The organism is Streptomyces sp. DT190 (genome assembly GCF_049846985.1).
Lineage (GTDB): Bacteria > Actinomycetota > Actinomycetes > Streptomycetales > Streptomycetaceae > Streptomyces.
The window spans coordinates 173,925-194,707 of record NZ_JBNCNM010000007.1 but is presented as its reverse complement, the minus strand read 5'-3'; the positions used below and the strand labels follow the sequence as shown (position 1 = coordinate 194,707).

Here is a 20,783-nt window from a genome sequence, read left to right as displayed (position 1 = left end):
ACGGCGGGGAACGAGGGCGGGCAGGGGGCGTGCGGCGCCCTGCTCGGCCGCGCGCCCGTCGTGTGACGTGCGGCGCTCCGCTCAGCCGCGCGCCCGTTGTGTGACGGCGATGCAGACGAGCACCGCCGCCGCCGTCAGCGGGGCGGCCACCGTCAGGTGCTCGCCCAGCAGCAGCACCGACCACACCAGTGTGAGCAGGGGCTGGGCGAGCTGCAACTGGCTGGCCTTGGGGATGCCGATGGCCGCCATGCCCCGGTACCAGACGACCAGTCCGACGAACTGCGAGCCCGCCGCGACCCACAGCAGTCCGGTGACGCTGTGCGCGGTGAGCCGCCACGGCTCGTGTGCCAGCGCCAGGACGGCCACCGGCACGGTCAGCGGCAGGCACAGCACCAGCGCCCAGCCGATCACCTGCCAGCCCGGCATGACCCGGGCCAGCCGGCCGCCCTCGGTGTAGCCGGCGGCGCACACCAGCAGCGCGGCGAAGAGGTACAGGTCGGCGGTGGTCAGGGCGCCGCCGCTCTGCTGCACGGTGAAGGCGGCCACGGCCGCGGCGCCCGCGAGGGCCGCCGCCCAGAAGGTGCGCGAGGGCCGGGTGCCGACGCGCAGGGCGGAGCAGAGCGCGGTCGTCAGCGGGAGCAGGCCGACCACGACGGCCGCGTGCGCGGTGGTCGAGGTCTGCAGCGCCAGCGTCGTCAGCAGCGGGAAGCCGAGGACGACACCGGCGGCGACGACCGCGAGGCCCGGCCAGTGGCGGCGGGCGGGCAGCGGCACGCGCAGGGCCAGCAGAGCACCGCCGGCGATCAGCGCGGCCAGGACGCTGCGCACGGCGACGAGCGACCAGGGCCCGAACCCCTCCAGGCCCCACGCGGTGGCGGGGAAGGTGAGGGAGAAGGCGATGACGCCGAGCGCCGCCTGGAGGGTGCCGAAGCCGGGGCGGTTCTGCTCCGGGGCGGCGACTGCTATCCGGGGTGCGGCAGTAGCGCTACTCTGTACTCTCATGCAAGAGCGTAGCAGCGTGTCTGAACTGGCGGAACAGCTGCGGCGGGAGCTCGACCGCTACTCACCGGGTGGAAAGCTGCCGTCGAGTCGGGCGCTGGTGGAGCGGTTCAGGGTCAGTCCGGTGACGGTGTCGCGGGCGCTGGCCCAGCTCGCCGCGGAAGGGCTCGTGGTCACCCGCCCCGGCGCGGGCGCCTTCCGCGCCCGGCCCCGGACGGCACCGGCTCCGGCCGGCGACACCTCCTGGCAGGAGGTCGCGCTCAGCGCGGAGGGGGCCGCCGACCTGGTACCGCGTTCGGTGGACGCCTCCGGGGTGCTGGCGTCGCTGGCCGCGCCGCCGCCGGGGGTGGTCGAGTTCAACGGCGGCTATCTGCACCCCTCGCTGCAGCCCGAGCGGGCGATGGCCGCCGCGCTGTCGCGGGCCGGCCGCCGCCCCGGCGCCTGGGGACGGCCGCCCATGGAAGGGCTGCCGGAGCTGCGCGAGTGGTTCGCGCGGACCATCGGCGGCTCCGTCACGGCCGCCGAGGTGCTGGTGACCGCGGGCGGCCAGTCCGCGCTCACCACCGCCCTGCGCGCCCTCGCCCCGCCCGGCGCGCCCGTCCTGGTCGAGTCGCCGACCTACCCCGGCATGCTCGCCATCGCCCGGGCGGCGGGCCTGCGCCCGGTGCCCGTCCCGGTGGACGCCGACGGGGTCAGGCCGGCGCTGCTCGCCGACGCGTTCCGCGCCACCGGCGCCCCGGCCTTCGTCTGCCAGCCGCTCTTCCAGAACCCCACCGGCGCCGTGCTCGCGCCCGAGCGGCGCGCCGAGGTGCTGCGCATCGCCCGGGCGGCGGGGGCGTTCGTCGTCGAGGACGACTTCGTGCGGCGGCTCGTGCACGAGGACGCCGGGCCGCTGCCGCGCCCGCTGGCCGCCGACGACCCCGACGGCGTCGTCGTCCACGTCTCCTCGCTGACCAAGGCGACCTCGCCGAGCTTCCGGGTCAGCGCGCTCGCCGCCCGCGGACCGGTCCTGGAACGGCTGCGCGCCATCCAGGTCGTCGACACCTTCTTCGTGCCCAGGCCCCTGCAGGAGGCCGCGCTCGAACTCGTCGGCTCACCCGCCTGGCCCCGGCATCTGCGGGCCGTCTCCGCCGCGCTGACGGCACGCCGGGACGCGATGACCGCCGCGCTCGGGCTGCACCTGCCGCAGCTGGACCTGGCGCACGTGCCGTCCGGGGGCTACCACCTGTGGCCGCGTCTGCCCGACGGCACGGACGAGTCGGCCCTCACGGCGGCCGCCCTGCGCGCCGGTGTCGCCGTCACGCCCGGCCGCCCCTACTTCAGCGCCGAGCCGCCCGCCGCGCACCTCCGGCTCAGCTTCGCGGCGGTCGCCGGGACCGGGGAGATCGCGGAGGGGGTGCGGCGGCTGCGTACGGCGTGCGAGGAGGTGCTGCGATAACCGCTCGACCCCGGGCACCAGGTTTGCGAGCATGCCGCCATGACCGACACGCCGAGCCTGCCCGAGGGCTACGAGATCTCCACCGACCCGTCCCGCGTCGACGCCGAGCGCGTGCACCGCTGGCTGTCGACCGACGCCTACTGGGCGCTGGGCCGCCCCCGCGAGAAGCAGGACCGGGCGATCGAGGGCTCGCTCAACTTCGGCGTGTACGACACCGTCTCGGGGGAGCAGGTGGCCTACGCCCGGGTCGTCACGGACCGGGCGACCTTCGCGTGGCTGTGCGACGTGTACGTCGATCCCTCGGTGCGCGGCAAGGGCGTCGGGACGGCGCTCGTGACGGCCGTGCGGGAGGAGGTGCGGTCGTACGGGGTGAAGCGGGTGCTGCTCGCCACGCACGACGCGCACGGCGTCTACGAGAAGATCGGTTTCGCGCCCCTGGCCCGGCCCGAGCACTGGATGGTGCTGCTCTTCGATCAGTGAAGGGCGCCGCACCCTCGGTAACTTGCAGGTAACACCTCTTGACCTGGGCACTTGCGGCGCTCACGATCGCCGCATGCCACTTCGGGTCACGTTCGTCGCCGCCGCGCGCAGCTCACCGCTGCTCGCCGAACGTTTCGAGGACGACCGGCCGCTGGACCAGGCCGGCTGGGGCGAGGTGGAGCGCGTCGCACACGACCTGCTGCCGCTCGCGGCGGCCGAGCTGCGCTACTGCTCGCCGGCCCCGCGCAGCCGGGCGACGGGGGAGGGGCTCGGCTACGCACCGCTGGTCCAACTGGGCCTGCGCGACTGCGACATGGGCCGGTGGCGCGGACTGACCCTCGGCGAGGCGATGGCCCGGGAGCCCGAGGTTGTGGACGCCTGGCTCGCCGACCCGCGGGCCACACCGCACGGCGGCGAGTCGCTGGTGGACTTCATCACGCGGGTGGGCGGCTGGCTCGACACCCGGCCCGTGGAGGACGGCTGCCGGGTGGTGGCGGTGGCCGAGCCGTCCGTGATCCGCGCCGCCCTGGTGTACGCCCTGAAGGCACCGCCCTCGTCGTACTGGAACATCGACGTCCGCCCGCTGTCGACGACCACGGTGACGGGCCGCGCGGGCCGCTGGCACCTCCGCTTCGACGGCCCGCCGGCCCAGTCCTCGCGGGCGTAGGGCCCGGGCGTCGTCCCTGCCGGGCGAGGTCCGGCCGGCCGGAGCCGGCGCGGGAGTGCGCGGGCCCGGGGCGTCGCGCCTGGCCGGTCTCCCTCAGCCCTCGCGGGCGTAGTCGGTGCGCAGGACCAGGTCCTTCGCGGGGCCGCGCACGCGCCACACCGTGCGCCAGTGGTCGGCGTCGCGGACCGTGAACTCGCCCCGGTAGAGATCCGCCGCGCAGGGATGGTCGGCGACGTGCCGCCCGGTCCTCAGGTCCAGGTCGTGGAAGGGCCGGCCGTCCGCGAAGCGCACGTCCGCCGTGCCGTCCGGGCCCGGCAGGAACCGCAGCGTCCGCTCGGCGGGCCGGGCCACGCCCTGCCAGACGAACGTCCCCGACTCCAGGTGCAGCAGCCCGCCGCCCTCCCGGGCGTCGAACAGGGTGCCGCCGGTGAACTCGCCCTCCGCGCCGCTGGCGAGATCGCGCACCGACCGCGTCACGCTCCAGCGCCCGGCCACGTACGCCAGTACGTCCGGCACTGGCCAGAACTCGCCCATCCTGCCCCGCTCTCCGTCCCGTCCGGTGCTGCGCGACCCATTGACGCGCACCTGCCCCCTCCCTATCTTGCCGTTCGAAGTGCTGATCAATGTCTGATATTTCGAACACTCCTCTACCAGAGAGCCGCGGAGTATCCATGCCACGCACCGCCCGCACCCGAGGGAGAGTGGGGCTCACGGCCACCGCCCTCCTGACGGCGACAGCCCTCCTGCCGGCCCCCGCACAGGCCGAGGACGTCACCGACTACGCGATCACCGTCGACCCGTCCGCACGGGGCGCGAAGATCGACGACACGATGTACGGCGTCTTCTTCGAGGACATCAACCGGGCCGCCGACGGCGGTCTGTACGCAGAGCTCGTGCAGAACCGCTCCTTCGAGTACTCCACCGCCGACAACGGCGCGTACACGCCCCTGACCTCCTGGACGGTCGGCGGCACGGGCCAGGTGCGGGACGACTCCGGCCGGCTCAACGAGCGCAACCGCAACTACCTCGCCCTCGGGGCCGGTTCGTCCGTCACCAACGCCGGATACAACACCGGCGTCCGGGTCGAGGAGGGCAAACGGTACGACTTCTCCGTGTGGGCCCGTGCCGAGGGCGGCAGCACGCTCACCGTCTCCCTGAAGGACGCCGCGGGCGGCCTCGCCGCCGCCCGCCAGGTCGCCGTCAAGGGCGGCTGGACCAAGTACCGGGCCACCTTCACCGCGACGCGCACCAGCAACCGCGGCCGGCTCGCCGTCGCCGCCACGGACGCCACCGCGCTCGACATGGTGTCGCTGTTCCCGCGCGAGACGTACAAGAACCAGCCCAACGGCCTGCGCAAGGACCTCGCCGAGAAGATCGCCGCCCTGAAGCCCGGCTTCGTGCGCTTCCCCGGCGGCTGCCTGGTCAACACCGGCTCCATGGAGGACTACAGCGAGGCCTCGAACTGGCAGCGCAAGCGCAGCTACCAGTGGAAGGACACCGTCGGACCCGTCGAGGAGCGCGCCACCAACGCCAACTTCTGGGGCTACAACCAGAGCTACGGCCTCGGGTACTACGAGTACTTCCGCTTCGCCGAGGACATCGGCGCCATGCCGCTGCCCGTCGTCCCCGCGCTGGTGACCGGCTGCGGGCAGAACAAGGCCACCGACGACGAGGCGCTGCTCCAGCGGCACATCCAGGACACCCTCGACCTCGTCGAGTTCGCCAACGGCCCGGCGACCTCGAAGTGGGGCAAGGTGCGCGCGGAGATGGGCCACCCCAGGCCCTTCGGCCTGACCCACCTCGGCGTCGGCAACGAGGAGAACCTCCCCGAGGAGTTCTTCGCCCGCTTCGAGAAGTTCCGGGCCGCCATCAAGGCGAAGTACCCGGACATCACCGTCATCTCCAACTCGGGCCCGGACGACGCCGGCCCGACCTTCGACACCGCCTGGCGGCTCAACCGCGAGGGCAAGGTCGACATGGTCGACGAGCACTACTACAACAGCCCGAACTGGTTCCTGCAGAACAACGACCGCTACGACTCCTACGACCGCACGGGCCCCCAGGTCTTCCTCGGCGAGTACGCCTCGCAGGGCAACGCCTGGAAGAACGGCCTGGCCGAGGCCGCCTTCATGACCGGCCTCGAACGCAACGCGGACATCGTGAAGCTGGCCTCCTACGCCCCGCTGCTCGCCAACGAGGACTACGTGCAGTGGCGGCCGGACATGATCTGGTTCAACAACCGGGCCTCCTGGAACTCGGCCAACTACGAGGTGCAGAAGCTGTTCATGACCAACGTCGGCGACCGCGTGGTCCCCTCGAAGGCCACCACCACGCCGGACGTCAGCGGTCCCATCACCGGCGCCGTCGGCCTGTCGACGTGGGCGACCAGCGCCGCCTACGACGACGTGCAGGTCACCTCGGCGGACGGCGCGACCCTGCTGGCCGACGACTTCTCCGGTGACGCCTCGCAGTGGAAGCACGGCGGTTCCGGCAGCTGGAGCGTCCAGGACGGCCAGTACGTCCAGACCGACACCGCCGCCGAGAACACCATGGTCACGGCGGGCGACCCGGCCTGGAAGGACTACGACCTGCACGTGAAGGCCACCAAGAAATCCGGCAAGGAGGGCTTCCTCGTCGCCTTCGGGGTCAAGGACACGGGCAACTACTACTGGTGGAACCTCGGTGGCTGGAACAACACCCAGTCCGCGATCGAGCAGGCCGTGGACGGCGGCAAGGGCACGCTGATGACCAAGGCCGGGTCGATCGAGACGGGCCGTGCCTACGACATCGACATCAAGGTGCGCGGCCGCCAGGTGACCCTGTTCCTCGACGGCCAGGAGTGGGGCAGCTTCACCGACGACAAGCCGGCCGAGCCCTTCCGCCAGGTCGTCACCGAGGACACCCGGACCGGTGACCTGATCGTGAAGGTCGTCAACGCGCAGTCCGCCGAGGCCCGCACGACCGTCGACCTCGGCGGCGCCCGGGTCGCCTCCACGGCCCGCGTGACCACGCTGGCCGCCGACCAGGACGCGGTGAACACCGAGACGGACACGCCGGTGACCCCGGTGACGTCGACCCTGCGGGGCGTGGCCGGCGAGTTCACCCACACCTTCCCGGCGAACTCCGTGACGTTCCTGCGGATCCAGCGGAGGTAGGTCCCGCTGCCCGCCGTGGGCCGCTGTCCCTCCGGGTGGCGGCCCACGCGCGCGCGTCCCATGCATGGGATTGCATAAACGTGCAGCGAAACGTATAGTCATGCCCTCTAAGGAGGAGGAAGCATGGCGGTACGAGCGGCAGTGGCAGGAGCGAGCGGGTACGCGGGCGGGGAACTGCTGCGCCTGCTCCTGGCCCACCCCGAGATCGAGATCGGCGCCCTGACCGGCAACTCCAACGCCGGGCAGCGGCTCGGCACGCTCCAGCCGCACCTGCTGCCCCTGGCCGGGCGCGTGCTGCAGGAGACCACCCCCGAGGTCCTCGACGGCCACGACGTCGTCTTCCTCGCGCTGCCGCACGGGCAGTCCGCCGCCGTCGCCGAGCGGCTCGGCCCGGACGTGCTCGTCGTCGACATGGGCGCCGACTTCCGGCTCACCGACGCCACCGCCTGGGAGAAGTTCTACGGCTCGCCCCACGCCGGCACCTGGCCCTACGGCCTTCCCGAACTGCCGGGTGCCCGCGCCGCGCTGGAGGGGTCCAGGCGCGTCGCGGTACCCGGCTGCTACCCGACCGCCGTCTCCCTGGCCCTCGTGCCGGCGTACGCGGCCGGCCTGGCCGAGCCGGAGGCGGTGATCGTCGCCGCGTCCGGCACGTCCGGCGCGGGCAAGACGCCCAAGCCGCACCTGCTGGGCAGCGAGGTCATGGGCTCGATGTCGCCCTACGGCGTCGGCGGCGGGCACCGGCACACCCCCGAGATCACCCAGAACCTCAGCGCCGCCGCGGGCGGGCCGGTCTCCGTGTCCTTCACCCCGACCCTCGCGCCGATGCCCCGCGGCATCCTCGCCACCTGCAGCGCCCGGGCCGCCGCCGGCGTCACCGGCGAGTCGCTGCGCGCCGCCTACGAGAAGGCCTACGCCGACGAGCCGTTCGTGCACCTGCTGCCCGAGGGGCAGTGGCCCGCCACGGCGTCCGTCCACGGTTCGAACGCCGTTCAGCTGCAGGTCGCGTACGACGAGACCGCCGGACGGATCATCGTGATCAGCGCCATCGACAACCTCACCAAGGGCACCGCGGGCGGTGCCGTCCAGAGCATGAACATCGCCCTGGGTCTCGACGAGACCACCGGACTGACGACGATCGGAGTTGCGCCGTGAGCGTGACGGCAGCGAAGGGATTCACGGCGGCGGGCATCGCCGCCGGAATCAAGGAGAACGGCAATCCCGACCTGGCCCTGGTGGTCAACACCGGGCCCCGCCGCGCCGCCGCCGGCGTCTTCACCTCCAACCGGGTGAAGGCCGCCCCGGTCCTGTGGTCCGAGCAGGTCCTCAAGAGCGGCCAGGTGTCCGCCGTCGTCCTCAACTCCGGCGGAGCCAACGCCTGCACCGGACCGAAGGGCTTCCAGGACACGCACGCCACGGCCGAGAAGACCGCCGAGGTCCTCGGGCAGGGCGCCATCGAGATCGCCGTCTGCTCGACCGGTCTCATCGGCGTCCTGCTGCCCATGGACAAGCTGCTCCCGGGCGTGGAGCAGGCCGCCGCGGCCCTGAGCGAGCACGGCGGCGAGAAGGCCGCCATCGCCATCAAGACCACCGACACCGTCCACAAGACGTCCGTCGTGACCAGGGACGGCTGGACCGTCGGCGGCATGGCCAAGGGCGCGGGCATGCTCGCCCCCGGCCTCGCCACCATGCTCGTCGTCCTCACCACCGACGCCGACGTGGACGGCGAGACCCTGGACAAGGCCCTGCGCGCCGCCACGAAGGTCACCTTCGACCGGGTCGACTCCGACGGCTGCATGTCCACCAACGACACCGTGCTGCTCCTCGCCTCCGGCGCCGCCGGGGTCACCCCGGAGTACGCGGAGTTCGCCGAGGCCGTACGGCAGGTGTGCGACGACCTCGGCCAGCAGCTCATCCGGGACGCCGAAGGCGCCAGCAAGGACATCAAGGTCGAGGTGATCAACGCGGCGAGCGAGGACGACGCCGTGGAGGTGGGCCGCTCCATCGCCCGCAACAACCTCCTCAAGTGCGCGATCCACGGCGAGGACCCCAACTGGGGCCGGGTGCTCTCCGCGATCGGCACCACGAAGGCGGCCTTCGAGCCGGACCGGCTCAACGTCGCCATCAACGGCGTCTGGGTCTGCAAGAACGGCGGCGTCGGCGAGGACCGCGAGAAGGTCGACATGCGCTACCGCGAGGTGCACATCGTCGCCGACCTCGCCGCCGGGTCCGAGACCGCCACGATCTGGACCAACGACCTCACCGCCGACTACGTCCACGAGAACAGCGCGTACTCGTCATGAGCAGTGGAGCGACACGCAAGCACACCGCGCTGCCCAAGGCGCAGATCCTCATCGAGGCCCTGCCCTGGCTGGTCCGGCACAACGGCAAGACGGTCGTCATCAAGTTCGGCGGCAACGCCATGGTCGACGAGGACCTCAAGGCCGCCTTCGCCCAGGACGTGGTCTTCCTGCACCACGCCGGCCTCAAGCCGGTCGTCGTGCACGGCGGCGGCCCGCAGATCAGCGCCGCGCTCGACCGGCACGGCATCGTCAGCGAGTTCAAGGCCGGCCTGCGGGTGACCACCGACGACGCCATGGACGTCGTCCGCATGGTCCTGGCCGGCCAGGTGCAGCGCGAGCTGGTCGGGCTGCTCAACCGGCACGGGCCGCTCGCCGTCGGCCTGACGGGCGAGGACGCGCACACCATCACCGCCACCAGGCACCAGCCGGAGATCGACGGCGAGCTGGTCGACATCGGCAGGGTAGGCGAGATCACCGCGATCGACACGGGCGCCATCGAGGCCCTGCTCGCCGACGGCCGCATCCCGGTCGTCTCCTCGATCGCCCGCTCACAGGACGACGGTGATTCGGGGCATGTCTACAACGTCAATGCTGATACGGCGGCTGCGGCACTCGCTGCTGCACTGGGCGCCGAAACCCTCATGGTCCTCACGGACGTCGAGGGACTCTACGAGGACTGGCCGCACAGCGACGAGGTGATCAGCCGCCTCACCGCCTCCGAGCTGGAGCGGCTGCTGCCGGACCTGTCCTCGGGCATGGTGCCGAAGATGGAGGGCTGCCTGCACGCGGTGCGCAACGGCGTGACCAACGCCCGCGTCATCGACGGCCGGGTCCAGCACTCGATCCTGCTGGAGATCTTCACCGACGAGGGGATCGGCACGATGGTCGTGCCCGACGAGAAGGGGGACGCCGTATGACCGCCAACGAGGAACTCACCGAGCGGTGGCGGGGCGCGCTCATGAACAACTACGGCACCCCGCTGCTGCCCCTCGTCCGCGGTGCGGGCACCGCCGTGTGGGACGCCGACGGCACGCGGTACCTCGACTTCGTCGGCGGCATCGCGACCAACGCCCTCGGCCACGCCCACCCGGCCGTCGTCGAGGCCGTCAGCCGGCAGATCGGCTCCCTCGGCCACGTCTCCAACTTCTTCATGGCCGACCCGACCGTGACGCTCGCCGAACGGCTGCTGACGCTCTTCGGCCGGGACGGCAGGGTCTTCTTCTGCAACTCCGGCGCCGAGGCCAACGAGGCCGCCTTCAAGATCGGCCGGCTGACCGGGCGCACCCACGTCGTCGCCACCGAGGGCGCCTTCCACGGGCGCACCATGGGCGCCCTGGCCCTGACCGGCCAGCAGGGCAAGCGCGAACCGTTCCTGCCCCTGCCCGGCGACGTCACCCACGTGCCGTTCGGCGACGCCCAGGCCCTGGCGGCCGCCGTCACCGAGGAGACCGCGCTCGTCGTCCTGGAGCCGATCCAGGGCGAACTCGGCGTCGTCGTCCCGCCCGCCGGGTACCTCAAGGCCGCCCGCGCGATCACCGCCGCGACCGGGGCGCTGCTGGTCCTCGACGAGGTGCAGACCGGCATCGGCCGGACCGGGCACTGGTTCGAGTACCAGGCCCACGAAGGTGTCCTGCCCGACGTGGTGACCCTGGCCAAGCAGCTCGGCGGCGGGCTGCCGCTGGGCGCGACCGTCGCCTTCGGGCGGGCCGCGGAGCTGCTCCAGCCCGGGCACCACGGCACGACCTTCGGCGGCAACCCCGTCGCCTGCGCCGCCGGACTCGCCGTCCTCGACACCATCGAGAACGAGGGGTTGCTGGAGAACGTCAAGCGGCAGAGCGAGAAGTTGCGGGACGGGATCGAGGGCCTCGGCCACCAGTTGATCCATTCCGTCCGGGGCGCGGGACTCCTCCTGGGTATCGTGCTCACCGAGCCGCTCGCGCCGCAGGTGCGCCAGGCGGCTCAGGAGGCCGGTTTCCTGGTGAACGCGCCCGCCCCCGACGTCGTCCGGCTGATGCCGCCGCTGAATCTCCGCGACGCCGAGGCGGACGCGTTCCTGGGGGCGCTGCCCGGCATCCTCCAGGCAGTGGACGGGGACGGACGATCCGGGGAATGAGACGACGATGAGCCAGGCGCAGGACCACGAGCAGCCGGGGGCGAACGGGCCCGCCGTGCCGCAGACCCGCACCGCACGCCACCGCCGGATCGTGGACATCCTCAACCGGCAGCCGGTCCGCTCGCAGAGCCAGCTGGCGAAGCTGCTCGCCGACGACGGGCTGAGCGTCACGCAGGCGACGCTCTCCCGGGACCTGGACGAGCTGAACGCGGTGAAGATCCGCAACACCGACGGGGACCTGATCTACGCGGTGCCGAGCGAGGGCGGGTTCCGCACGCCGCGGGCCCCGCTGGGCGGGTCGGCGAAGGAGGAGCGGATGCGGCGGCTCTCCCAGGAACTGCTGATCTCCGCGGAGGCCTCGGCGAACCTCGTGGTCCTGCGCACCCCTCCGGGGGCCGCGCAGTTCCTGGCCTCGGCCATCGACCAGGCCGAGCTGCACGACATCCTGGGGACCATCGCCGGGGACGACACGCTGCTGCTGATCAGCCGGGAGCCGACGGGTGGGCAGGCGCTCGCGGACCATCTGCTGAGGCTGGCGCAGAACGGGCACTGAGGGCTGCCGCCGGCGCGGGTGGTTCGCTGTGCGGGGCGGTGTCGCCGTCCTGGGGTGGGCGCTGTCAGGGGGGCGTGTGCTGGGCGCCGTGTGGGGTGGCGGTGGTGTGGGCGGGTGCGGGTGCGCTGTGGCTGGTCGCGCAGTTCCCCGCGCCCCTGAGGGCGTGGCCGTGAGCGGCGTGGCACTGAGGGGCGGGGCTCTGAGGGGCGGGGCCGCTCACCCCAGCCGGGTCGCCAGGCCGTCCGTGCAGCGCACCTCGTCACCCGCCGTGATCAGCAGCGCCTCGACGTCCGGCAGCGACTCCAGCCATGCCAGGCCCTCCCGGGACCCCATCGCGAACGCCGCCGTCGCCCAGCAGTCCGTCCACGTCAGCCGGGGCCCCACCACCGTCACCGCGACGAGGTCCGTCACCGCCGAACGCCCCGTGCGCGGGTCGACGATGTGCGCCCCCCGCTCCGCCGTACCGGACGTCGCCACCGACAACTCCCGCACACCGGCCGCCGAGACGACCGCCGCCAGCCCACCCGGCCGCAACGGGTCCGACACCCCCACCCGCCACGGCCGCCGCGGCTCCGGGGAGCCCAGCAACTGCACGTCCCCGCCGCCGTTGACGCTCACGCCGCACACCCCGGGCACCTGAGCCAGCCGCCGCGCGGCCCGTTCGACCGCCCAGCCCTTGACGATGCCGGTCGGATCGAGGCGGCCCTGGTAGGACGTGCTGAACCAGCCGTCGCTCACCCGCTCCGCCTCGGCCGCCAGCTCCAGGACCTCCGCGACCTCGGGATCACACTGCCCGACGCTCACCTCACCGCGCTGCAGGCGGGAGACCTGGCTGTCCTCGCGGTAGGTGCTGAACACCTCGTCCACCCGGTGCAGCCCGGCCACGACCTCGTCCAGGGCCGCGCGGACGGCGGCCGGTTCCCCGCCGCGGACGTCGAGGGAGAAGACGGTCCCCATCGTCTCCTCCACGTGACGCACCGCGGCGGGAGCCTGTGCGGAGTCCGCCACCGTGTCAGCCACCGGCCTGGTCCAGCGCCGACTGGAGGGACTTCTTGTAGCCGGCGCTGGTGTAGGTGGCTCCGGAGACGGAGTCGATCTGCGCGGTGCCGGTGGTGACGGCCGCCTGGTTGAGGCGGGGGACGGAGGCGGAGGTGATCTGGTCGCTGCGGCCGCCCTTGGGCGCCTGCACCGCTTCGGCCTTGGTGATCTTCCCGCCCGTGACGGTGATGCGGACCTGGACCGGCCCGTACTGCGTCTGCGCCACGCTTCCGGTGAGCGTCCGGGTCTGCGGCTGCGGCTGCGCCTGGCCGCCGCCGCCCGAGCCGGCAGCCTGCGAGGAGCCGCCCCCGGTCGGTGCCTTGTCCAGGGCGGACTGGAGGGACTTCTTGTAGCCGGCGCTGGTGTAGGTGGCTCCGGAGACGGAGTCGATCTGCGCGGTGCCGGTGGCGACGGCCGCCTGGTTGAGGCGGGGGACGGAGGCGGAGGTGATCTGGTCGCTGCGGCCGCCCTTGGGCGCCTGCACGGCCTCGGCCTTGGTGATCTTCCCGCCGGCGACGGTGATGCGGACCTGGACCGGCCCGTACTGCGTCTGCGCGACGTCTCCGGTCACCGTCCGGGCGGTACCCGAGCCGGTACCCGAGCCGGCACCCCCGCCCTGCGCGGCACCCGCCGCGGCCTTCGCCTTGTCCAGGGCGGACTGGAGCGACTTCTTGTAGCCGGCGCTGGTGTACGTCGCCCCCGACACCGCGTCGATGTCCGCGCTCTGCGCCGCGAGGGCCGCCTGGTTGAGGCGGGGCACGGCGTTGGCGGTGATCTGGTCGCTCTGGCCGCCCTTGGGGGTCTGGACCGCCTCGGCTTTGGTGATCTTGCCGTTGGTCATGGTCACGCGGACCTGCACCGGGCCGTACTGCGTCTGCGCGGCGTCACCGGTGACCGCGCCGTTCACGCCGCCCTGCGGGGCCTGCCCGGCCGCCGCCGGCGGGAGCTGGCCACCCGCCGCCTGGGCGGAGCCCGGGTCGGAGGCCGGCTTCAGCGACAGCAGCAGCACGATCCCGGAGACGGTGGCTGCGCCGGCGAGCACGGCACGCCGGACGGGGTGAGACTTCCTCATCGTTTCCCAAACTCCTGAAGGGCCGTTGGTGTCCCGTCGCTCACATCTCGAACGACTCGTGATGGATGCGGCGGGCGGGGACTCCCGCGCCGCGCAGTGCCTCGTAGACCGACTGCGCGAAGCCGGGCGGCCCGCACATGAAGACGTCGTGGTCGCCGATGTCCGGGATCTTGCGCTGGAGGGACTCGGCGGAGATGTCGGGGCGTTCCCCGTCCGGGCTGTTGACCGCGTACATCAGCCGTGCGCCGCGCTCGTCGGCGATCTTGGCGAGTTCGCCCCACAGGGCCAGGTCCTGGGTGCTGTTGGCGCGGTACAGGAGCGTGATGTCACCGGACGCACCGGGCAGCGTCTCGAACAGCGCCCGCATCGGTGTGATCCCGACACCGCCCGCCACCAGCAGCACCTTGCCGCGGCTGCGGCGCTGCGCGGTCATGGCGCCGTAGGGGCCCTCCGCCCACACCCGGGTGCCGGGCGTCAGCTCGCGCAGCCGGGAGGTGTGGTCGCCGATCGCCTTGACGGTGATCCGCAGCATGTCCGGGCGCGGCGCCGCCGACAGGGAGTACGGGTGGGAGCTGAAGCGCATGCCCGGCGCCATGAACCGCCAGCGGAAGAACTGCCCGGCCTCCGCGCCCATCCGGTGCAGCCGGCGTCCGCCGATCAGCACGGACACGATGCCCGGGGTCTCCTCGATGACCGCCTCGACGCGCATGCGGTGCCGCAGGTTCAGCCGGATCGGGGTGAGGATCCGGTACCAGACCACCAGGGCGGTCACCGCTCCGTACAGCCCGTACCAGAAGGTCTTCGCGGTGGGCTCCACGGCGAACTCGTTGCCCGTGGTGATCTGGTGCCAGAACGTCAGGTACACCGCCGCGTAGGTGAGCAGGTGCACGTGGTACCAGGTGTCGTACCCGATCAGCCGGCGCACTCCGCCGATGGACAGGATCCCGATGAGGAACAGCAGGCCGGTGCCGATGGCCGCCTTGCCCATGTCGGGCAGCTGGTTGACGGAGTCGACGGTCTGCTGGACGACGTCGCCGAGCCCCTTGCCCGCCTGCAGGGCGTAACCCCACATGATGAGGAAGACGTGGGCGAGGACCAGGCAGAGGGTGTAGCGGCCGGTCATGGCGTGCCAGCGCGCGACGCGGTCGGTGCCCACGCGCCGCTCCAGCGCGGGCACCCGCGCCATCTGCAGCACCACCAGCGCCATCAGATAGCCGGCGAGCAGGCCCGTGATCCGGCCGGCCGCCACGATCTTGCTCGTGGTGTCCGCGAGGGACGGTGTGTTGTCCCACCACAGCCACAGCACGGCCGCCGCACCGGCCCACAGGGCGATCAGCAGCGGTACGGCCGGGGAGCGGCGCGGGCGGATGCGGCGCATCGTCTGGCGGCGGGCGGCACGGCCGCCTGCGAGCGTGGTGGTCACGGTTCCTCCGTGGGGACTTGACCCTTGGCCCACAGATACGTGCCGGGACACGTGAGTGTTCAGCCACCGGCCGAGTCATGTGCGGACACACGTGACCGCTGGTAACACCGGCCCGCCCGGCGCCTCGCCACCCCGCCCGCCCGCCGCCTCGTCACCCGGCCCGCCCGGCGACCGGCCACCCGCCCGGCCCGCGACCCGTCACCCCCGCCTGACGGCCGTGCTCCCGCGCTCCGTTCCCACGGCGATGTGCGGCCGCCGCGCGGGGTCCGCCCAGGTGAGGAGCCGCCGCATCGCGGCCGCCGGGACGGAGACGCAGCCGGCCGTCGGGCCCCGCCCGTGGACGTGGAGGAAGATGCCCGCGCCGCGTCCCCGCACGGGACGCTCGTAGTTGAAGCCGATGACCAGCGCGTGCGCGTACTGCGTCCGGTAGGTGACCAGGTGCTCGGACTCGGCGGCCCGGCAGTCGGCCGCACGGGGCTCACTCCAGCGGTTGTAGGAGCGCGAGTCGTTGTCCTGGCACCACCAGGAGTCCTGGCGCACCCGGCGGTAGGGGTACGCCGTCCCGCGCGGCGCCGCCGCGATGCCGAACGCGTACGGCAGGTCGTACAGGCCTGTGGGCGTCGTGTCGGTGCCCTGCCTGCGGGCGCCGCCCTCGACGAGTCCTCGCGCCCCGAAGCGCGCGGGCGCGGAACCCGCCCGCACCCACCGGCCGCCGCGGGTCCGGTCCCACCAGGTGACGGTGCCCGTCGTGGACGTCCGCTCCGGGGCCACTGCGGTGATCAGTTGGGTGCCGCCGCCGGTGTCCGCCATCCGGTCCGGCAGCGGCGGGGCGGGAGGCCCGGCGCCGAGCAGGAGGGGGGCGAGGGCGGCGAGGGCGACGGCACCGGGGCGCATGCCTCAGACGGTAGAGGGAGGCAGCGGCAGCGGCAGCCCGGGTAGTCCGTCCAGGCTGGTGGCGATGTGCTCCTTCTGGGCGAAGTACGCGGCGAGTGAGGCGTCGTCCTCGCGGGCGAACCGCTTGCGGTGCAGGTCCCGGTCCTCCTCGTACGCCATGAAGGGCACCGCGTACCCGCAGGTGTCGCGGACGAGTTCGGCCGTGACGACGATGATCGCGCGCAGCCCGTGCGGGGCCGGGTCGATGTCCGGGAAGCGGGCGAGCAGTTCGCCGAACCGGGGGTCGTCGCGGAAGACGGGCTCGCCTCTGCCGTGCACGCGCACGATGTTGGGCGGCCCCTGGAAGGCGCACCACATCAGGGTGATCCGCTCGTTCTCGCGCAGGTGGGCGATGGTCTCCGCGTTGGAGCCGGCGAAGTCCAGGTACGCCACGGTGTGTTCGTCGAGCACCGCGAAGGACCCCTTGAGGCCCTTGGGGGAGAGGTTGATCGTGCCGTCGGCGGACAGGGGCGCGGTGGCGGTGAAGAAGACCGGCTGCGCCTCGATGAAGGAGCGGAGCCGGCCGTCTATGCCCTCATAGGTCTTTCCCATGTCTGACGATTATGGGAGCAGATCTTTCGACTGTCTAAGGAATAGCGGGATCCGGTCACCTCTGCCGGATCCCGCACCCGTCCGTGGCCGCCCCGGCCGGCGCTCCCACGGGGCGGCCACGGCGCCTGTCACGTCACTTGGTGAGCGTGCAGGCGGCCAGGGAGTCCAGACCGGCCGGGCGCTCGGCCGTACGGCCGATGGCGGTGGCGATGCGGTTGATCGCGGCGACGCGCTTGTCCTCCAGCGGGCCGAGGATGGCGTTCTGGACGAAGTTGGGCCCGCCCTGGCCGACGGTGTCGACGAGGCGCTTGTTGGCCTCCTGGATCTGGGTGTCCAGCTGCGCGAGGTTGCGGTCGACCTCGGCCTGGGCGGAGGCCGGGACCGCGGGCAGCTGCGGAGCGACGTCCGGGCAGCTGATCGTGCCGGCCCCGGCGTTCCCGGCCTCGCCCGCGCCGCCCTCTTCGGCCCCGGCGCCGCCCTCCTGCGCACCGTCTCCGGCCCCGGCGCCCGCGCCGGCCTCTCCACCCGCGCCCGCCCCGGCTCCGGCGTCCGCGCCGGCGCCCGCCTCTCCGCCGTCGGCCTCGCCCGCTCCGGCGCCGCCGTCGGCGTTCAGCTGACAGGCCGCGAAGGCCTCCAGGCCCTCGGGCTTGGCGGCGGCCCGCCCGATGGCGGTCTCGATGCGGTTGAGGGCGGCGACGCGCTTGTCCTCCAGCGGGCCGAGGATGGCGTTCTGCACGAAGTTCGGTCCGCCCTGGCCGACGGTGTCGACGAGGCGCTTGTTGGCCTCCTGGATCTGGGTGTCCAGCTGGGCGAGGTTGCGGTCGACCTCCGCCTGCGCCGAGGCGGGGACGGCGGGCAGCTGGGCGGTGACGTCCGGGCAGGTGATGGTGCCGGGACCCGCCAGCGTCCGGGCGTCCGCCGCGCCGCCGCCGGACGTCTCCCCGGCCAGCGCGAAGCCGGCGATCGCCGTGCCGGACAGCGCCACCGCGGCCGCGCCGCCGATGAACGCGACGCGACGCTTGTTGTACTTCGGAAGAGCCCTGGACATGGGGGTGCCTCACTCGGGGTCGATGGATCGTGGGTGTGCAACGCGGCGCCTGCGTTCGGCGAGAGGTACGGGTAAGCGGTTTCCGGCGTTCAAGGGACGAGCGAATTCCCTCGCGAAGTCACTCGGCGTGGCCGGAAACCGATGCCGGCCGCGGGCTCGACCCGGCTCGATTGACGAATCATGCAGCAGTCTGCATAATCATGCAGAACACTGCCCGTGGCGGTGGCCCATCCCACCGATTGAGGAGCGCAGCAGGTGAGCAGCAACAGCGGTGACGTCCGGCTCTGGGGCGGCCGTTTCGCCGACGGTCCCGCCGAGGCGCTGGCGAAGCTGTCCGCGTCCGTCCACTTCGACTGGCGGCTCGCGCCGTACGACATCGCCGGATCGCGTGCCCACGCGCGCGTGCTGCACAAGGCGGGCCTCCTCACGGACGACGAGCTGACCCGCATGATCGCCGGGCTGGACCAGCTGGAGACGGACGTCGCCGACGGCTCCTTCACCGGCACGATCGCCGACGAGGACGTGCACACCGCCCTGGAGCGGGGCCTGCTGGAGCGCCTCGGCCCCGACCTCGGCGGCAAGCTGCGCGCGGGCCGCTCCCGCAACGACCAGGTCGCCACCCTCTTCCGCATGTACCTGCGGGACCACGCCCGGGTCATCGGCGGCCTGATCGCCGAGCTCCAGGACGCGCTGATCGGCCTCGCCGAGGCCCACCGCGACGTGGCGATGCCCGGCCGCACGCATCTCCAGCACGCCCAGCCGGTCCTCTTCGCCCACCACGTCCTCGCCCACGTCCAGTCCCTCTCCCGGGACGCGGAGCGGCTGCGCCAGTGGGACACCCGCACGGCCGTGTCGCCCTACGGCTCGGGCGCCCTGGCCGGCTCCTCCCTCGGCCTGGACCCGGAGGCGGTGGCGGCGGACCTCGGCTTCGAGCACGGCTCGGCGGCCAACTCCATCGACGGCACGGCCTCCCGCGACTTCGTCGCCGAGTTCGCCTTCATCACGGCGATGATCGGGGTCAACCTTTCCCGGATCGCCGAGGAGGTTATCCTCTGGAACACGAAGGAGTTCTCCTTCGTCACCCTGCACGACGCGTTCTCGACCGGCTCGTCGATCATGCCGCAGAAGAAGAACCCGGACATCGCCGAGCTGGCCCGCGGCAAGTCGGGCCGTCTGATCGGCAACCTGACCGGCCTGCTGGCCACGCTCAAGGCCCTGCCGCTCGCCTACAACCGCGACCTGCAGGAGGACAAGGAGCCGGTCTTCGACTCCATCGACCAGCTGGAGGTCCTGCTGCCCGCCTTCACGGGCATGATGGCCACCCTCACCGTCCACCGCGAGCGCATGGAGGAACTGGCCCCGGCCGGCTTCTCCCTGGCCACGGACATCGCCGAGTGGCTCGTCAAGCAGGGCGTCCCGTTCCGCGTGGCCCACGAGGTCGCCGGCGAGTGCGTGAAGGCCGCCGAGGCCGAGGGCAAGGAGCTGGACGAGCTGACGGACGAGCAGTTCGCGAAGATCTCCTCCCACCTGACCCCCGAGGTCCGCTCGGTGCTCAACGTCCCCGGCGCCCTGGCCTCCCGCGACGGCCGGGGCGGCACGGCCCCGAGCGCGGTCGCGGTCCAGCTGGCGGAGGTCAAGCAGGATGTGGCCGCCCAGCACGAGTGGGCCCTGGCCAAGAAGCAGGGCTGAGGGCGACACCCTGGGCCGTGTCCGCACGGTCCCTCCCGCCCCGCGACGCCTGGCACGCACTCTCGCCGCACCGGACACAGTCCCGAGTGCGCCCGGTACGAGGGACCGCGTCCGGCACGCCGAGAGCACGCACCGGACGCCGCAGGGCCCGCCCTCCGGGCATACGAGGGGACTCCGCGGACACGACCCAGGGGGCGGGGGAGAACCGTGCGACGAGCCGGTGACCTCCCGCACCCGCTCGCGGGAACACGGCAGGTCCCGGGCTCGGCGGCGAAGGTCGTCCCGGGGGTTACGTTGGTCGAAAGCCGCAGCCGATCGAACGGAGCCCCCGATGCCCTTCGCCCGCCTGGCCACAGCGACGACCCCCACCTGCCACATCGGCCTGGGCCTCGCCGCCGTCGGCCGCCCCGGCTACATCAACCTCGGCCGGGACGAGGACCTCGGCGCGGACCGCAGCGTCGAAGCGCTCCGCACCCGCACCCACGAACTCCTCGACGCCGCCTACGCGCAGGGCGTCCGCTACTTCGACGCGGCCCGCTCCTACGGCCGCTCGGAGGAGTTCCTGGCCGGCTGGCTGAAGAGCAGGCCCGGTGTGGACGACGTCGTCGTCGGCAGCAAGTGGGGCTACACGTACACCGCCGACTGGTCCACCGACGCCGAGACGCACGAGGTCAAGGACCACGGCCTCGCCACCTACGAGCGGCAGCGCGCCGAGAGCGACGCCCTCCTCGGCGACCGGCTCGACCTCTACCAGATCCACTCGGTGACCCCGGACAGCCCGGCCCTCACCGACAAGGAGCTGCACGCCAGGCTCGCCGACGCCGCCGCCCGGGGCGTGACCGTCGGCTTCTCCACCAGCGGCCCCGCGCAGGCGGACGCGATCCGCGCGGCCCTCGCCGTGACGGTCGACGGCGAACCCCTCTTCCGTACCGTGCAGTCGACGTACAACGCGCTGGAGACCTCCGCGGCCCCCGCCCTCGCCGAGGCGCACGACGCCGGCCTCACGGTGATCGTCAAGGAGGGCATGGCCAACGGGCGCCTGGCCGGGCCGCACGCCCCGGCCGTCCTGCGGGAGATCGCCGCGCAGACCGGCCTGGGCTGCGACGCCGTCGCCCTGGCCGTCGCCCTGCGGCAGCCCTGGGCGGGCGTCGTCCTCTCCGGCGCCGCCACCACCCGGCAGCTCGCCTCGAACCTGCACGCGGCGGTCGTCGACCTCGACGACGACCAGCTGTCCCGCCTCACGGCCCTGGCCGAGGAGCCGCACACCTACTGGCAGCGGCGCGGACAGCTGCCCTGGCACTGACCTCCAGGCTCTTCCTTCCC

19 protein-coding genes are annotated in these 20,783 nt (G+C 72.9%); 11 read left to right on the top strand and 8 right to left on the bottom strand.

The window, feature by feature from the left end; translation table 11 throughout:
- Nucleotides 1-81: 81 nt before the first annotated feature.
- Nucleotides 82-1,002 (bottom strand): DMT family transporter, encoded by a 921-nt coding sequence (locus tag ACPXCS_RS15505; RefSeq protein ID WP_425949782.1) that lies wholly within the window; start codon nucleotides 1,000-1,002, stop codon nucleotides 82-84.
- On the opposite strand from ACPXCS_RS15505, the gene ACPXCS_RS15500 reads away from it, so the two are divergent.
- From ACPXCS_RS15500 to ACPXCS_RS15490, 3 genes are all read left to right on the top strand, one after another.
- Nucleotides 1,001-2,437, top strand: a complete 1,437-nt coding sequence (locus ACPXCS_RS15500) for a PLP-dependent aminotransferase family protein (protein WP_425949781.1) — start codon at nucleotides 1,001-1,003, stop codon at nucleotides 2,435-2,437. The two genes, ACPXCS_RS15505 and ACPXCS_RS15500, sit on opposite strands and share 2 nt — an antisense overlap.
- A 39-nt stretch (nucleotides 2,438-2,476) precedes the next feature.
- Nucleotides 2,477-2,917, top strand: coding sequence for a GNAT family N-acetyltransferase (locus tag ACPXCS_RS15495; protein ID WP_425949779.1), 441 nt, complete (start codon nucleotides 2,477-2,479; stop codon nucleotides 2,915-2,917).
- A gap of 73 nt (nucleotides 2,918-2,990) precedes the next feature.
- Nucleotides 2,991-3,584 carry a histidine phosphatase family protein gene (locus ACPXCS_RS15490; protein WP_425949777.1) on the top strand — a complete coding sequence of 198 codons (594 nt, stop codon included), beginning with the start codon at nucleotides 2,991-2,993 and terminating at the stop codon, nucleotides 3,582-3,584.
- Between the two features lie 93 nt (nucleotides 3,585-3,677).
- On the opposite strand, the gene ACPXCS_RS15485 is transcribed toward ACPXCS_RS15490, so the two are convergent.
- Nucleotides 3,678-4,118, bottom strand: a complete 441-nt coding sequence (locus ACPXCS_RS15485; protein ID WP_425949775.1) for a DUF6314 family protein — start codon at nucleotides 4,116-4,118, stop codon at nucleotides 3,678-3,680.
- A gap of 137 nt (nucleotides 4,119-4,255) precedes the next feature.
- Here ACPXCS_RS15485 and ACPXCS_RS15480 point away from each other — a divergent pair, with 137 nt between their 5' ends.
- The 6 genes from ACPXCS_RS15480 (at nucleotide 4,256) to ACPXCS_RS15455 (ending at nucleotide 11,705) form a co-directional block, all read left to right on the top strand.
- The gene (locus tag ACPXCS_RS15480; protein ID WP_425949774.1) at nucleotides 4,256-6,739 is read left to right on the top strand and encodes an alpha-L-arabinofuranosidase C-terminal domain-containing protein; all 2,484 of its coding nucleotides are present in this window, start codon (nucleotides 4,256-4,258) and stop codon (nucleotides 6,737-6,739) included.
- Nucleotides 6,740-6,862: 123 nt separating this feature from the next.
- Nucleotides 6,863-7,891, top strand: coding sequence for an N-acetyl-gamma-glutamyl-phosphate reductase (gene argC / locus ACPXCS_RS15475; protein WP_425949772.1), 1,029 nt, complete (start codon nucleotides 6,863-6,865; stop codon nucleotides 7,889-7,891).
- Nucleotides 7,888-9,039 carry a bifunctional glutamate N-acetyltransferase/amino-acid acetyltransferase ArgJ gene (argJ, locus tag ACPXCS_RS15470; RefSeq protein WP_425949770.1) on the top strand — a complete coding sequence of 384 codons (1,152 nt, stop codon included), beginning with the start codon at nucleotides 7,888-7,890 and terminating at the stop codon, nucleotides 9,037-9,039. The genes argC and argJ overlap by 4 nt, the downstream gene beginning before the upstream one ends.
- Entirely contained in the window at nucleotides 9,036-9,956 is a 921-nt protein-coding gene (gene argB / locus ACPXCS_RS15465) for an acetylglutamate kinase (protein ID WP_425949768.1), read from the top strand. Before argJ ends, argB begins: the two co-directional genes overlap by 4 nt.
- Nucleotides 9,953-11,152, top strand: a complete 1,200-nt coding sequence (locus ACPXCS_RS15460) for an acetylornithine transaminase (RefSeq protein WP_425949766.1) — start codon at nucleotides 9,953-9,955, stop codon at nucleotides 11,150-11,152. Before argB ends, ACPXCS_RS15460 begins: the two co-directional genes overlap by 4 nt.
- A gap of 7 nt (nucleotides 11,153-11,159) precedes the next feature.
- Nucleotides 11,160-11,705 carry an arginine repressor gene (locus ACPXCS_RS15455; RefSeq protein WP_031114708.1) on the top strand — a complete coding sequence of 182 codons (546 nt, stop codon included), beginning with the start codon at nucleotides 11,160-11,162 and terminating at the stop codon, nucleotides 11,703-11,705.
- Between the two features lie 216 nt (nucleotides 11,706-11,921).
- Here ACPXCS_RS15455 and ACPXCS_RS15450 read toward each other — a convergent pair whose 3' ends face one another.
- The 6 genes from ACPXCS_RS15450 to ACPXCS_RS15425 all read right to left on the bottom strand — a co-directional run bounded on the left by ACPXCS_RS15450 (nucleotide 11,922) and on the right by ACPXCS_RS15425 (nucleotide 17,771).
- Nucleotides 11,922-12,725: an FAD:protein FMN transferase gene (locus tag ACPXCS_RS15450; protein WP_425949764.1), complete on the bottom strand. Its 804-nt coding sequence runs from the start codon at nucleotides 12,723-12,725 to the stop codon at nucleotides 11,922-11,924.
- Nucleotides 12,718-13,815 (bottom strand): FMN-binding protein, encoded by a 1,098-nt coding sequence (locus ACPXCS_RS15445; RefSeq protein WP_425949762.1) that lies wholly within the window; start codon nucleotides 13,813-13,815, stop codon nucleotides 12,718-12,720. Before ACPXCS_RS15445 ends, ACPXCS_RS15450 begins: the two co-directional genes overlap by 8 nt.
- 40 nt (nucleotides 13,816-13,855) lie before the next feature.
- Complete coding sequence (locus tag ACPXCS_RS15440) at nucleotides 13,856-15,238, bottom strand: ferredoxin reductase family protein (protein WP_425949760.1); 1,383 nt, start codon at nucleotides 15,236-15,238, stop codon at nucleotides 13,856-13,858.
- 198 nt (nucleotides 15,239-15,436) lie between these two features.
- Nucleotides 15,437-16,132: a L,D-transpeptidase family protein gene (locus ACPXCS_RS15435; protein WP_425949758.1), complete on the bottom strand. Its 696-nt coding sequence runs from the start codon at nucleotides 16,130-16,132 to the stop codon at nucleotides 15,437-15,439.
- A gap of 3 nt (nucleotides 16,133-16,135) precedes the next feature.
- Nucleotides 16,136-16,723 carry a pyridoxamine 5'-phosphate oxidase family protein gene (locus ACPXCS_RS15430; protein WP_425949756.1) on the bottom strand — a complete coding sequence of 196 codons (588 nt, stop codon included), beginning with the start codon at nucleotides 16,721-16,723 and terminating at the stop codon, nucleotides 16,136-16,138.
- Between the two features lie 133 nt (nucleotides 16,724-16,856).
- On the bottom strand, nucleotides 16,857-17,771 hold the full coding sequence (locus ACPXCS_RS15425) for a hypothetical protein (RefSeq protein ID WP_425949755.1): 915 nt from the start codon (nucleotides 17,769-17,771) through the stop codon (nucleotides 16,857-16,859).
- A gap of 255 nt (nucleotides 17,772-18,026) precedes the next feature.
- On the opposite strand from ACPXCS_RS15425, the gene argH reads away from it, so the two are divergent.
- Nucleotides 18,027-19,460 (top strand): argininosuccinate lyase, encoded by a 1,434-nt coding sequence (argH, locus tag ACPXCS_RS15420; protein WP_425949754.1) that lies wholly within the window; start codon nucleotides 18,027-18,029, stop codon nucleotides 19,458-19,460.
- A 331-nt stretch (nucleotides 19,461-19,791) separates the two neighbouring features.
- Nucleotides 19,792-20,763 carry an aldo/keto reductase gene (locus ACPXCS_RS15415; RefSeq protein WP_425949752.1) on the top strand — a complete coding sequence of 324 codons (972 nt, stop codon included), beginning with the start codon at nucleotides 19,792-19,794 and terminating at the stop codon, nucleotides 20,761-20,763.
- Nucleotides 20,764-20,783: the final 20 nt, after the last annotated feature.

Coding starts and splice junctions, on each gene's coding strand:
- ACPXCS_RS15505 (WP_425949782.1), bottom strand. CDS start 1,002: ATGAGAGTACAGAGTAGCGCTACTGCCGCACCCCGGATAGCAGTCGCC.
- ACPXCS_RS15480 (WP_425949774.1), top strand. CDS start 4,256: ATGCCACGCACCGCCCGCACCCGAGGGAGAGTGGGGCTCACGGCCACC.
- ACPXCS_RS15430 (WP_425949756.1), bottom strand. CDS start 16,723: ATGGGAAAGACCTATGAGGGCATAGACGGCCGGCTCCGCTCCTTCATC.
- ACPXCS_RS15425 (WP_425949755.1), bottom strand. CDS start 17,771: ATGTCCAGGGCTCTTCCGAAGTACAACAAGCGTCGCGTCGCGTTCATC.
- argC (WP_425949772.1), top strand. CDS start 6,863: ATGGCGGTACGAGCGGCAGTGGCAGGAGCGAGCGGGTACGCGGGCGGG.
- ACPXCS_RS15455 (WP_031114708.1), top strand. CDS start 11,160: ATGAGCCAGGCGCAGGACCACGAGCAGCCGGGGGCGAACGGGCCCGCC.
- ACPXCS_RS15500 (WP_425949781.1), top strand. CDS start 1,001: ATGCAAGAGCGTAGCAGCGTGTCTGAACTGGCGGAACAGCTGCGGCGG.
- ACPXCS_RS15415 (WP_425949752.1), top strand. CDS start 19,792: ATGCCCTTCGCCCGCCTGGCCACAGCGACGACCCCCACCTGCCACATC.
- ACPXCS_RS15490 (WP_425949777.1), top strand. CDS start 2,991: ATGCCACTTCGGGTCACGTTCGTCGCCGCCGCGCGCAGCTCACCGCTG.
- ACPXCS_RS15485 (WP_425949775.1), bottom strand. CDS start 4,118: ATGGGCGAGTTCTGGCCAGTGCCGGACGTACTGGCGTACGTGGCCGGG.
- ACPXCS_RS15435 (WP_425949758.1), bottom strand. CDS start 16,132: ATGCGCCCCGGTGCCGTCGCCCTCGCCGCCCTCGCCCCCCTCCTGCTC.
- ACPXCS_RS15495 (WP_425949779.1), top strand. CDS start 2,477: ATGACCGACACGCCGAGCCTGCCCGAGGGCTACGAGATCTCCACCGAC.
- ACPXCS_RS15460 (WP_425949766.1), top strand. CDS start 9,953: ATGACCGCCAACGAGGAACTCACCGAGCGGTGGCGGGGCGCGCTCATG.
- ACPXCS_RS15445 (WP_425949762.1), bottom strand. CDS start 13,815: ATGAGGAAGTCTCACCCCGTCCGGCGTGCCGTGCTCGCCGGCGCAGCC.
- argB (WP_425949768.1), top strand. CDS start 9,036: ATGAGCAGTGGAGCGACACGCAAGCACACCGCGCTGCCCAAGGCGCAG.